At 60.3% G+C, this 13508-nt stretch carries 6 protein-coding genes; 1 reads left to right on the top strand and 5 read right to left on the bottom strand.

Annotated elements, in window-relative coordinates:
* The 5 genes from HMPREF3009_RS09285 to HMPREF3009_RS09265 all read right to left on the bottom strand — a co-directional run.
* On the bottom strand, positions 1–2015 hold a 2015-nt coding region (locus HMPREF3009_RS09285), incomplete at its 3' end, for a hypothetical protein (RefSeq protein ID WP_198531133.1).
* Between the two features lie 366 nt (positions 2016–2381).
* Entirely contained in the window at positions 2382–3029 is a 648-nt protein-coding gene (locus HMPREF3009_RS09280) for an ECF transporter S component (protein ID WP_070516453.1), read from the bottom strand.
* Between the two features lie 237 nt (positions 3030–3266).
* Entirely contained in the window at positions 3267–7262 is a 3996-nt protein-coding gene (locus HMPREF3009_RS09275) for a DNA-directed RNA polymerase subunit beta' (RefSeq protein ID WP_070516456.1), read from the bottom strand.
* Positions 7263–7364: 102 nt separating this feature from the next.
* Entirely contained in the window at positions 7365–10844 is a 3480-nt protein-coding gene (locus tag HMPREF3009_RS09270) for a DNA-directed RNA polymerase subunit beta (protein ID WP_046647757.1), read from the bottom strand.
* A 294-nt stretch (positions 10845–11138) separates the two neighbouring features.
* Positions 11139–12095 (bottom strand): cell envelope lipid trafficking protein PgfA, encoded by a 957-nt coding sequence (locus HMPREF3009_RS09265; protein WP_070681522.1) that lies wholly within the window; start codon positions 12093–12095, stop codon positions 11139–11141.
* A 159-nt stretch (positions 12096–12254) separates the two neighbouring features.
* Here HMPREF3009_RS09265 and HMPREF3009_RS09260 point away from each other — a divergent pair, with 159 nt between their 5' ends.
* A complete protein-coding gene (locus tag HMPREF3009_RS09260; protein WP_070681519.1) occupies positions 12255–13499 on the top strand; it encodes an MFS transporter in 1245 nt (414 codons plus the stop codon).
* The last annotated feature ends 9 nt before the right edge of the window (positions 13500–13508 follow it).

Genomic DNA, 13508 nt, shown 5'->3' with positions numbered 1-13508 from the left:
TGATCCTGACCCTTCGGATCATAAGTCTCATTGTCCTTTGCAGCAGGTGCCTTCAGGTCAAACTTCGCAGGAACCTCGCGAGATACCGGGTCAGCCCCCTCAGCCGGGGTCCAAGTAACCTTTACCAGGGCCTCGTTTTGGCCTTCAACCTGCTTATCTGCAGGCCAGGTGATCACACCGGTCTTAGCGTCGATTGTCAGGCCCAGTTTTTCGGCGGCGGCAGGGTCTGCGAACTCGAAGGTTGCACCTTCCGGCATCTCCTCAACGGCATCAGTATTCGGGTTGTCGAAAGAAGGCTTTGCTTCAAGATCCTTTTCCTTGGCAGTGCCCTTGGTCTCGTCATACTTAACGACGGTCGGATCTGCCAAGAAGGAGTCGGCCAAAAGGAGCGTACCCGTTGGCTGACCCGAAGCATCGGCAGCGAATACCTGAGAAGAGTACACAGTTGGCTTGGAGAGATCGTTCGGAACGGTGAAGTCGCAGGACTCCAGCTCACCAAGCTCGTTAGCCGTGACGGTGCAGATCTCACCGGTGGATTCACCGTCTGCAAACCACTCAATAGCGTACTGCTGGTTGGGAACCAAGCCCGTGGTCTTCGACTTGGCGGTATCTCCAGGGGCAGCAATAGCAGAGGCGTTATCGTAGTTGATGACGTCGTGAATCGGGCGCGGAGTCAGCAGAGCGAAGTTCTGGACAGAAATATTCGCTGACGTGTTCGCTTGGCCGAGGAACCATTCATTCGAGGGCTGGAACATGTTGTCCTGGTAGTTACCCATCCACAGGTCGCGGTTCTCACCAACTACCGGATACAGGTACATATAGTCCTCGTTGATGTGGCGGTGACGCTGGCCAGCTGTACCGTTCCACTGCATCAGATTGCCATGCTCTTCTTCCTCAGCAGAAACGAGCTTGCCCCACTCCTCAACAGTGGTCTGCTTTCCCTTTTTGTCGTGAGTTGCGCCATACAAGCCAGCAAACGGCAGGTAGAAGGTACCATCATCCTTTACATAGGCTACGCGCGACTCAGCAATGTGGGATCCTACGCCGTGCTCAGCCTGGTACTTGTCGACGATTTCCTTTTGTGCGACACGGAACTGCTCACGAGTGTAGTTCTTGTTGGAGTCCTTCCAAGCATCGAACTGACGGGCCACTTCGTCGTTAACATAAGACCCAACAACCTTAACGTCGGTAGCAGCTCGGTCTGAAGAATCCTTAAAGTATCTCTGCGCTAGGGTGCCACCGTTTTCGTTATTCTCCCACCAAACACTGCCACGCGCCGTGCCGAAGATACCACCCTCTGGCCACTTCTTATCGACAGTGGGCGCTTCGGTCCACTCAGTTTCAGGCTTGGCGAGCCAACCATCCACGTTCGGACGCTCCTGGAATACTACCTTGGCGCCCACGATGCGGTTAATGCCAGCCGTAAAGTCCCAGCTTTCCCATTTACGGGTCAAACGGTTGTGGAAGCGGCCGCTGTACATGTCGCCACCGCCTGCTAGCGTGTACTTTGCCGGATCCGGGTTCTCAGCCCAGGTTCGAACCTGGAACTTCGAATCTCCGGACAGTTTAAACTCGATAGGGTTGCCTAGGCCATCCTTCGGCGCATTAGAGAGGTCGAAGACGAACTTACCCTCAGAGTCGGAGGTGGTGTAGTAGATTGGCGAAACTTGACCCTTGCCGTTGACGTACTGCAAGAAGACCTTGACACCGGACATAGCTTCGTCAGCTTCATTCTGAGCCTCCGGTCCGGAGTCGCGATCCAAATAGACCGCACCTTGGTATCCCTGCTTCTGACCCCAAGTACCATCTGCTCGGATAGCGGTCGCTTCCGAAGTGCCTCGGGTATCCACACTGGGCTTCTGGTCAGGCGTGGTGTCCTGAGCAATAGCGGCCGGCGCAGCATTCGGACTTACGACTGGGTGAACGAAGGGCGCAACCATCGCGACAGAGAGCGCGGCAGCTGCAATCGTCGTACCGCGACGACGGGCAGAACCGTTGAATTTCTTCACATTCATGAAGAATCCTTTCATGAGAACAATTAAGAAACCGGTCAGCAGCCCACCCTCGGTTAGATTCCGAAGTCACTTAGGCGTTCCTGAAGGCAGACTGGACTCAAGCTGAGACCCTACCCCCCCCCCCCCCCCCTCCCGCAAGAGCAAAATTCGGAAGCGGTTAACCGTGTACTTGCACGTCATAGCCTGTTTGATCAACATAAATGTCTAAAACTGCTGGCCACGGGTAGCTCCAATGTTTATACCGTTCACAGGTTGAATTAGTTTCGTAATTTAAGCCTCATGCAAATTACCCCCGCTACACCCCTATCCATGGGGTGTTCACGGGGGTAACGAGAAGCTAAAACTATCGCCCATTCACGGCGTGTCTTACACAGACTTGATTTTCGGAGGTGTATCACTCTCCCACCCGTGGACATGGCGTCGAAGCACCGCCCGCACCGCCTTTGCGATGACATAGGCCAGCGGCACCACAACGACCAAGGTGACCAGGAGCCTAATAAGCATCCAGCCGAACTGGGTTGCAAGATGCTCCACATCAAAACCACCGGCGATAATGCCCACGAGTCCGCTTACCACTACCGCAGCAAAACCGGCGAGGCTCCCGCTAAGAAAATCAAAGCGGGCGTATTTGCAGCCGAAGAAAACGGCTTCTATGACCGCGCCAATGATTACTACCTCCACTACGGCTCTGGGGCCTACGACGCCACTGAATGCATAACCCAGCATGACCGACATGACATAACCCACAAATGCGGCCAGCGGTTTCTGGACAGTTAAGGCCGCACATAGCCCGGCCAAGGGGAAGAGCGCCGCCGTCCCGGAAAGCAGCGGTAGCAACACATGCGTTGGGAGTGGCTCATCTTCCCCCATGACCAAGCGATTAATAAACGCTCCCCTTCCCCACAATAGGAGCGCGCCAGCAATGACAAAGCCGGCAACAACAAGAGCATCAACGCCCGTCCACGCGCGTGGTTTCGGGGCAGGCTTTTCGAATCCTGTGGTTGGAAATGTCATCGGTCGGTACCTTTCCTGGGCATGAGCACTGGGGTTCTTGTGGCTTTGTTGACGCTATTGTAAGAGAACCCAAATTTTCTCGCAGGGCGGGGCTCCGAGCGGGACGTCCCGGTTCGGTGCTACCGATAGAAAAAGACCCGCACCTCGTCCCCACCAGTGTCTGGCGGGGGGAAGTGCGGGGCGTTGGTTTCCCTCGGCGTTGAAGGGCTAAGGACTAGCTCGTTGAAGGACCAGGTCCTAGAAGGTGTAGTCCTCCTCCAGCGGGACGGAAGCGCCGGTGAACTCACCGAAGCCATCGTCGCCGTAGATGGAATCACCGTAGGTCGGGATGGAGTACGCAGCGTTGCGTGCGGCCTCAGTCGGCTTCACGCTGATGTTGCGGTAGCGGGAAATACCCGTACCAGCCGGAATCAGCTTACCGATGATGACGTTCTCCTTGAGACCAATGAGCTGATCCGAGCGCTTGTTGATAGCGGCGTCGGTAAGCACACGCGTGGTCTCCTGGAAGGACGCAGCAGACAGCCAAGACTCCGTAGCCAGCGAGGCCTTGGTAATACCCATGATCTCACTGCGCAGCTGTGCCGGCTGGCCACCCTCGGCAACCTGAGCGGCGTTAACCTGCTTGGCCTCAGAAAGGTCAACCAGGGTACCCGGCAGGAACTCGGTGGAACCGGCCTCAATGACCGTACCGCGACGAAGCATCTGGCGGATGATGATCTCGATGTGCTTGTCGTGGATGGCCACACCCTGTGCACGGTAGACAGCCTGAACCTCGTCGATAAGGTGCTTCTCCACGCCACGGCGGCCGAGAACCTCCAGGACGTCGTGCGGGTCAGCCGCACCACGCATGAGGCGGTCACCGGTGCTGACGTGGTCACCGTCGCGCAGGGAGCGCTCGATCATGGCGTCCGGGTTGGACTCCATCGGGCGGCGAACCTGAGCCAGGCCCTGGCGCTTCGACAGCTTCTCGTAGACCACGTTGTCGGAACCGTCATCCGGGGTGATGGTCAGGGTCCAGAAGTTGCCCTCATCGGACAGGGACACGGTGCCGTCGACGGAAGCGATAGGAGCGCGGTTCTTCGGGTTGCGGGCCTCGAAGAGCTCCTGAACACGCGGCAGGCCGCCGGTAATATCGCCACCGACACCACCCTGGTGGAAGGTACGCATGGTCAGCTGGGTACCCGGCTCACCAATGGACTGTGCAGCCACGATGCCGACTGCCTCGCCGATATCGACCAACTTGCCGGAGGCCATGGACTTGCCGTAGCACTTCGCACAAACACCAGCCGGGGTCTGGCAGGTCAGCACGGAGCGGACCTTGATCTCCAGGACGCCAGCGGCGACGATCTTGCGGCTGAGTTCCTCAGTCAGGTCGGTGCCTGCCTCGGCAATAACCTCGCCGTTTTCATCCTTGACATCGTTAGCCACGACGCGGCCGGATGCGGAGGTCTCCCACAGCTCGTGCAGGTCGTAGGAGCCTTCGGCAACCTCGACGCCGATCGGGACGCGCACGCCCTGACGGGTGCCACAGTCTTCCTCGCGGACGATGACATCCTGCGCCACGTCCACCAGACGACGGGTGAGGTAACCGGAGTCAGCGGTACGCAAAGCGGTATCCGCCAGGCCCTTACGGGAGCCGTGCGAGTTGTTGAAGTACTCCAGAACCGACAGGCCCTCGCGGAAGGAGGTCTTAATCGGACGGGTGATGTAGTCACCCTTGGAGTTCACAACCATGCCCTTCATACCGGCCAGGGTCCAGATCTGACGCATGTTACCGGCAGCACCGGACTTCACGATCATCGGAATCGGGTTGTCGTCGGGGTACAGCTCCTCGACGGCGTTACCCACGGTGTCCGTGGCGTCCTTCCACAGCTCAACCAGGCGGTCGTAGCGCTCGCGCTCGGTCAGGGCACCCTGCTCCCAGTACTTGCGCTCGATGCGCTCTGCTTCCTTCTCATAAGACTCGAGAACCTCGGTCTTGTTCGGCAGAACCAGAACGTCGTGCATGGTGATGGTCACGCCGGAACGGGTGGCCCAGTAGAAGCCCGCGTCCTTCATCTTGTCCAGAACCTGGGCAACGGTGATCATCGGGTACTTCGCAGCGAGGTCATTAATGACGTCACCCAGCAGCATCTTGTTGCCAGCGCCGCCCTTACGGACCATGACGCCCTCGAGGTACGGGTAGTTCCACGGCAGCAGGTCATTGAACATGATGCGGCCGAGGGTGGTCTCAGCGAGCCAAGCCTGGCCCTTCTGCCAACCATCCGGGAACTGCTCAGCCTCAATGTCTGACGGCGGACGTAGGTGGGAGATGCGCACCTTGATCGGGGCCTGCAGGCCCAGAACGCCGCGGTCACGAGCCATGATGGCCTCCGCGTAGGAGGAGTACACGCCCTGGGCCGGTCCGTTTTCGTCTGCGGGAGCGTAAGCTCCCGCGCCACCGATCTCGTCCTCGCCCTTGTCCATGGTGAGGTAGTACAGGCCGGTAACCATATCCAGGCGCGGCATAGCCAGCGGCTTACCGGAAGCCGGGGACAGAATGTTGTTGGAGGCCAGCATCAGCACGCGTGCCTCAGCCTGCGCCTCGGCGGACAGCGGCAGGTGGACTGCCATCTGGTCACCGTCGAAGTCAGCGTTGAAGGCCTCACAAGCCAGCGGGTGCAGCTGGATGGCCTTACCTTCGACCAGCTTCGGCTCGAAGGCCTGGATACCCAGGCGGTGCAGGGTCGGTGCACGGTTCAGCATCACCGGGTGCTCGGAAATGGCCTCTTCGAGGACGTCCCACACCTCAGGGCGCTGGCGCTCCACCATGCGCTTAGCGGACTTGATGTTCTGTGCGTAGTCGTTCTCCACCAGGCGCTTCATGACGAAGGGCTTGAACAGCTCCAGAGCCATGAGCTTCGGCAGACCACACTCGTGCAGCTTGAGCTGCGGACCAACGATAATCACGGAACGACCGGAGTAGTCCACGCGCTTACCCAGCAGGTTCTGGCGGAAGCGGCCCTGCTTACCCTTGAGCAAGTCAGACAGGGACTTCAGCGGGCGGTTACCCGGGCCAGTGACCGGACGGCCGCGGCGGCCGTTGTCGAAGAGCGCGTCAACGGACTCCTGCAGCATGCGCTTCTCGTTGTTCACGATGATCTCGGGAGCGCCGAGGTCGATCATGCGCTTGAGGCGGTTGTTGCGGTTGATCACGCGACGGTAGAGGTCGTTGAGGTCGGAGGTCGCGAAGCGGCCACCGTCCAGCTGCACCATCGGGCGCAGCTCCGGCGGGATCACCGGGATAGCGTCGAGCACCATGCCGGCCGGGTCGTTGCCCGAGCGCAGGAAGGCTGCAACAACCTTCAGGCGCTTGAGGGCGCGCATCTTCTTCTGGCCCTTGCCGTTGTTGATGATTTCCTTGAGCTCCTCGGCCTCAGCCTCGAGGTCGAAGTTACGGATGAGGGTCTGGATAGCCTCTGCACCCATGCCGCCGGTGAAGTAATCCTCGTAGCGGTCAACCAGCTCTTCGTAGATGGTCTCATCGATGATCATCTGCTTCGGAGCCAGCTTGATGAAGGTGTTCCAGATCTCGTCGAGGCGAGCAACCTCGCGCTCACCGCGCTCGCGGATGTGCTGCATTTCCTTATCGGCAGCGTTCTGGACCTTGCGGCGGGCGTCGGCCTTTGCACCGGCGGCCTCCAGCTCGGCCAGATCCTGCTCGAGCTTGGCAGCGCGCTCAGCGATCTCTGCCTCGACGTCATCCTCGACGTCCTTCTTCTCCAGCAGCATCTCTGCTTCCAGAGTGGACTGGTCATTGTGGCGAGCTTCCTCATCCACGGAGGTGATGATGTTGGCAGCGAAGTAAATGATGCGCTCAAGGTCCTTCGGAGCCAGGTCCAGCAGGTAGCCCAGGCGGGAAGGAACGCCCTTGAAGTACCAGATGTGGGTAACCGGCGCGGCCAGCTCGATGTGGCCCATGCGCTCGCGGCGAACCTTGGACTTGGTCACCTCGACGCCACAGCGCTCACAGATGATGCCCTTGTAGCGCACGCGCTTGTACTTACCGCAGGAGCACTCCCAGTCACGGGTCGGGCCGAAGATGCGCTCACAGAAGAGGCCGTCCTTCTCCGGCTTGAGGGTGCGATAGTTAATGGTTTCGGGTTTCTTGACCTCGCCCTTGGACCAGCGACGGATGTCCTCTGCGGTGGCCAGCCCGATGCGGAGCTCGTCGAAGAGATTTACGTCAAACACGTAATGTCTCCCTTTCATCCCCCGTCAGGGGGAAGTTGATGGCTTTGTATGTAGGTGGTGTTTCGTTATGCCCGCCGCCGTAGATAAGCGGCGGACCAAAAGCTAGGCGATGTCTGCGTCGGAGCGCTCGTCGCGGGACAGGTTAATGCCCAGGGACGGAGCGCCGTCCATGTCGTCTTCGTCGGAGCCAGACAGTTCCATCGGCGTGCCGTCGGTGGAGAGAACTTCCACGTTGAGGCAGAGGGACTGCAGCTCCTTGAGGAGGACCTTGAAGGACTCCGGGATACCCGGATCCGGGATGTTGTCACCCTTGACAATGGCCTCGTAGACCTTGACGCGGCCGACCACGTCATCGGACTTGATGGTCAGAAGCTCCTGCAGGGTGTAGGCAGCGCCGTATGCCTGCATTGCCCACACCTCCATCTCACCGAAGCGCTGGCCACCGAACTGTGCCTTACCACCCAGCGGCTGCTGGGTAATCATGGAGTACGGGCCGGTGGAGCGAGCGTGGATCTTCTCGTCGACGAGGTGGTGCAGCTTGAGCATGTACATGTAGCCGACGGATACCGGGTACAGGTAGGGCTCACCGGAGCGACCATCGAAGAGACGGGCCTTGCCGTGCTCATCCACCATGACGTCACCATCGCGGTTCGGCTTGGAGGAAGCCAGCAGGCGAGAAATCTCCTCGTTGGTGGCACCGTCGAAGACCGGGGTTGCGGTGAGCGACTCTGGCGGGACGTCGTACAGCTCTTCCGGCAGGGTCTTGAGCAACTCGGCGTTGGCCGGATCCTCGGTATCGATCTTCCAACCGGCGTGTGCCAGCCAGCCGAGGTGAACCTCGAGAACCTGGCCGATGTTCATACGACGCGGCACACCGTGGGTGTTAAGGATGATGTCCACCGGGGTGCCATCCTCCATGAAGGGCATATCCTCCGGCGGGAGAATCTTGCCCACAACGCCCTTGTTACCGTGGCGGCCGGCGAGCTTATCACCATCCTGGATCTTGCGCTTCTGAGCCACGTAGACGCGGATCATTTCGTTGACGCCCGGGGCCAGGTCGTCATCATCCTCGCGGGAGAAGCGGGAAACGCCGATGACCTTACCGGTCTCACCGTGCGGCACCTTCATGGAGGTATCGCGCACCTCGCGAGCCTTCTCACCGAAGATGGCGCGCAGCAGGCGCTCCTCCGGGGTCAGCTCGGTCTCACCCTTCGGGGTGACCTTACCGACGAGGATGTCGCCCGCGCGGACGTCAGCACCGATACGGACGATGCCGCGCTCGTCGAGGTCACGCAGAACGTCATCGGAGACGTTCGGGATCTCGCGGGTGATCTCCTCCGGGCCCAGCTTGGTATCGCGAGCATCGATCTCGTGCTCCTCGATGTGGATCGAGGTGAGGATGTCCTCCTCCACGATGCGCTGGTTGAGGATGATGGCGTCCTCGTAGTTGTGGCCTTCCCACGGCATGAAGGCAACCAGCAGGTTGCGGCCGAGGGACATCTCACCGTTGTGGGTACCGGGGCCGTCGGCAAGCACCTGGCCTGCCTCGACACGCTCACCCAGGGAGACCAACGGGGTCTGGTTGTAGTTGGTGTTCTGGTTGGTGCGCTCGAACTTGCGCAGCATGTAGGTATCGCGCTGGCCCTCGTCATCCATGATGGTGATGAGGTCCGCGGTGACGTTCTCCACCACGCCCGCCTTCGGGGTGATGATGAGGTCACCAGCATCGTAGGCAGCGCGCTGCTCCATACCGGTGCCCACGTACGGGGCCTCGGAGCGAACCAGCGGCACGGCCTGGCGCTGCATGTTCGCGCCCATGAGCGCACGGTTAGCATCGTCGTGCTCGAGGAACGGAATCATGGCGGTAGCCACGGAAACCATCTGGCGCGGGGAAACGTCGACGTAGTCCACGCCGGCGGCGTCGGTCACGCCGATATCGCCGTCCTTGAGGCGGACTTCGATGCGGTCGCCGGTCAGGGTGCCGTCGGCATCCTTCTCAACCTCTGCCTGCGCGATAGCGAAGCGATCCTCTTCATCGGCGGTGAGGTACTCCACCTGGTCGGTGACCTTGCCGTCCACAACCTTGCGGTACGGGGTCTCGATGAAGCCGAAAGCGTTGACGCGGGCGTAGGAAGCCAGCGAACCGATCAGGCCAATGTTCGGGCCTTCCGGAGTCTCAATCGGGCACATGCGGCCGTAGTGCGAGGCGTGAACGTCTCGCACCTCGATGCCGGCGCGCTCACGGGACAGACCGCCCGGGCCCAGCGCGGACAGACGGCGCTTGTGGGTCAGGCCGGACAGGGAGTTGTTCTGATCCATGAACTGCGAGAGCTGGGAGGTACCGAAGAACTCACGGATGGCAGCAGAAACCGGGCGAACGTTGATCAGAGAGGTCGGGGTAATCGACTCTGCGTCCTGGGTGGTCATGCGCTCGCGGACGACGCGCTCCATGCGGGACAGGCCCACGCGGACCTGGTTCTGGATGAGCTCGCCGACGGTGCGCAGACGACGGTTACCAAAGTGGTCGATGTCGTCGGTGTGGATGGAGATCATCTCACCGTTCGGGGCCTTCATCTCACGCTCACCGGCGTGCAGGCGCACGAGGTACTCGAGGGTGACGGCAATGTCTTCCTCGGTCAGGGTCATCAGACCGTCGTGGTCTCCACCCAGGCCGAGCTTGCGGTTGACCTTGTAGCGGCCCACCTTGGCCAGGTCGTAGCGCTTCGCGCGGAAGAAGGAGTTGTCGAGCAGTGCCTGCGCGAGGTCACGCGTGGGCTGCTCGCCCGGGCGCTGCTTGCGGTAGATCTCCAGCAGAGCCTCATCGGTGTTGGCCACGCCATCGGACTCGAGGGTGGACATCATGAGCTCGGAGAAGCCGAAGCGCTCCTTGATCTGCTCCTCGGTCCAACCCAGGGCCTTAAGCAGCACGGTCACCGGCTGGCGGCGCTTACGGTCGATGCGCACGCCGACGGTGTCGCGCTTATCGACGTCAAACTCGAGCCACGCACCGCGGGAAGGAATGACCTTCACGGAGTGCAGCGGGCGCTCGGTGGACTTGTCGATGGTCTGGTCGAAGTAGACACCCGGGGAACGCACGAGCTGCGAGACGATGACTCGCTCGGTGCCGTTGACGATGAAGGTGCCCTTCTCAGTCATCATCGGGAAATCGCCGATGAAGACGGTCTGGGACTTAATCTCCTGGGTGTCGTTGTTGATGAATTCTGCGGTGACGTACAGTGGCGCCGAGTAGTTGATGTCCTTCTCTTTGCACTCGTCCACGGTGTTCTTCACCGGCTCGAAGCGAGGCTCCGACAGGGACAGGGACATGTTGCCCGAGTAGTCCTGGATCGGAGAAAGCTCCTCGAGGATATCCTCAAGGCCGCTCGTCACGCGTGCGTCTTCGCCGCGCTCTGCCTGCTCGCGCTCGCGCCACTCGGGGGTGCCGATGAGCCACGCGTAAGAATCGAGTTGTAGATCGAGGAGGCCCGGGACGGCGATAGGCTCGCTGATTTTAGCGAAGGAGTATCGCTTCGGGGCTCCAGGGATGTTGGCCACTGACTTGGTCTGGCGGGAGACTGCCAAGATGGGTCCTTCCAGTACCTCTGGCGGATTGCCTCCCCACCCTGGCCGGTGAGGTGCAAAACCGCTGGTAGATTTAGCATTCGGTCTGCTGTGGAATGACTGGGTTTAGAATGCACAAAATCACCTTGTCAAGTCGGTTTTGCCATCACCGCTCGAAAGGCTAAATGTGCACTAAAGATCCAGATTCCAGCGCAACGAAATAGCCTATAGCATAATGGCAGCCTTGTAAAGGCGAAACGCAGCTCCGGCGTGTCGCTACGGAGATCCGCACGCGCGGGCCTCTTGCGCGAGCGGCTAGCGGGAGTGGCGGCTGGCGGGACGGCGGAAAGCGCCCAGCGCCCCGAGCAGCACCAGAAGCGCGCCGATTCCGACGCCGCCCCAGCGCACCCACTGCCCCACAGCACTCCGCGGGAAGCGCTCTGCTTGCTGAAGCAGCTCCGCGCGGGATTCCTCATCAGTGGCACCGTTGAAGGCGAACTGCACCTCGCGCTCGTTACCCTCACGGTCGGCCCAGTAGTCCCGCACATCAACGTCCATGCCCACGACCAGCCCGGTGGCTTGATCCACGAAAAGGTCCCGCGTCGCGGAGTGGAAGAGGTAGCCCTGCTCGGCGGAGCCGTCCTCATTGCTCAGCGTGGTGGTCGTGCTACCGGCGTAGAGGGTGGCCACGTTGGTGGGCTCAATCTCTTGGTGGTAGCGGTAGACCGTGCGGCCGTCGATGTCGAGGGATTCCTCGAAGACGGCGTCGGCAGCCTTGCGCAGCACCGGGTCAAAGACCGGGTAGGTGGTCTGCTCGGCGTCAGCCGGCAACTTCAGCCAGTAACCTTCGACGGGCACCTCCGCCGTGGGCGAGCCCATGGTGTGGGAGAGCGCCGCTGGGCCCGTGGCCTCACCGCTGAGGCGGTCGACGGGATAATTCCACACGCGCGCAAAGCTCAAGTCCTCGACGTTGCCCGTGCCACCGCGGATGGCGGACTCCCCTACTCGCAGCGTTGCGGTGTCCTTGTCCGCTGGATCCTGGATGTCCAGGTTGACCTGATACGTCATCGGCCCCTCGTACTGCGAGGCGCCCTCTGCCGACAGCTCCTGCGCGGTGGCGTTCTCATCCTGCATCGTCCACGTGGTGTCCTTGATGTCCAGCGGCAGGCGCGGGCTAAAACTCAAGAAGCTCGACGCCGCCAGGCCAGCTGCGATCAGCGCAACGCCGAGGCCGAGCAGGAGGACGGAGAAGATGCGGGACTTGGGCAGCATGGTGGCTTATCCTACCGATTCGTTTGCTCAAAACACATTTCCCCGGAGGGTGCGTTTCACATTCACGCGGCATTGACGGGGGCTAAAGGAGTGTTAAATAACCTAAACTAAGTGCTCCAGCTCACATTCAAGATCGCATCATGGGATTGGCAGTAATCAATGAAGAATGACCCCCAACGCAAGAACAGAGACTTCCGCCTCTACCTATGGTCAGACCTCGTGGCTCAGATAGCCGGGGTAGGAGCCGGGCTTGCTATTCCGGTGGTCACTCTACGCTTGAGCGATAGCCTTACCCTTGCCGGTCTGTATGGAACCATCACCGGAATAGCTGCACTGGCAGGCGGCATCATCGGAGGCTCTCTTGCGGATATGTGGCGCCGCAAGCCACTCATCATTGTGACCAACGCGCTGGCTGGGGTGCTCAACCTCGCGTTAGCGGGTCTCATCCTCTCCGGAAGCTTCTCCCCCATCGTCTTCGGTGCGCTACTCGGGAGCATGATGCTCTTTTACCGAATAGGCCAAGCTTGCTCCGACCCTTGCCTGCCCCAGCTCGTTGAGGAAGAACAACTCGCCGCCAAACAAGGGCTCATCCAAGCGCGTCTGCAATTTGCGGGACTCATCGGCCCCACTGTGGGCGGCGCACTTCTAGAAGTCAATGTGGCACTGCCCTTCGTTTTTGTCGGTCTGGCAAATTTCCTCACCATCGTCTTCTTCCTCTTCATCAGGGCTAACCTAGACCCCGCAAAGAAGGCAGAGAACAAGCTCCTACGCACAACCAAGGAAGGCTTAGCCATCGTGGCTCGCTCGCCCCTACTTCGCGGGCTCATTGCCATGCAAACACTGTCGAACTGTGCAATTAACGGCTCACTGTTCATGGCTGTCCTCATACTGGAGGAGGGGAACAACCCTGGATGGGTAACGGGACTAGCCCGCACGTCCATCGGCCTCATCGGGATTGTGGGTGCTTTGTCGACGGGTTGGATGCAAAAGAAGTTTTCCTTCGCAGCCCTTCAGGTAGGCACGTGTGTCTGGGTTGCTGCATCAATCGCCTGTGGCGCCCTGCTCAGCCCCAGCCTGTTGATGATCATCCCGCTAGGACTGTCCGTTCTTACAGCCCCAGCCGCCGGCGCGGTAACCTATGCCGCACTCCACAGACTTATGGCAGAAGAAACATTTGGCCGAGTCACCAATATCCAAATGAGCACCGTCGTCTCACTCTCCAGTGTGTGGTCGACCCCTCTGGCCGCGTTGTCTCATCGCTGGACCTTGACCACAGGTTTGTGGGCCAATGCGCTCGCCGGGCTCCTCGCTATCGGGCCCGCCCTCATCTTTGTGCGCCGAGCCGATCGCGCCCTTGCGCAAGCAGACGCGAAGGAGAAAGAGGACTCCCCTAGCCACTCATAAGCGTAAGTC

This window comes from Corynebacterium sp. HMSC034H07, from assembly GCF_001815175.1.
Taxonomy (GTDB): Bacteria; Actinomycetota; Actinomycetes; order Mycobacteriales; family Mycobacteriaceae; genus Corynebacterium; species Corynebacterium hiratae.
This window is presented reverse-complemented; position numbering and strand designations above follow the sequence as displayed.

Bases quoted from the DNA above. Each gene is read 5' to 3' on its own strand.
- HMPREF3009_RS09280 (WP_070516453.1), bottom strand. From the start codon at position 3,029: ATGACATTTCCAACCACAGGATTCGAAAAGCCTGCCCCGAAACCACGC.
- HMPREF3009_RS09265 (WP_070681522.1), bottom strand. From the start codon at position 12,095: ATGCTGCCCAAGTCCCGCATCTTCTCCGTCCTCCTGCTCGGCCTCGGC.
- HMPREF3009_RS09260 (WP_070681519.1), top strand. From the start codon at position 12,255: ATGAAGAATGACCCCCAACGCAAGAACAGAGACTTCCGCCTCTACCTA.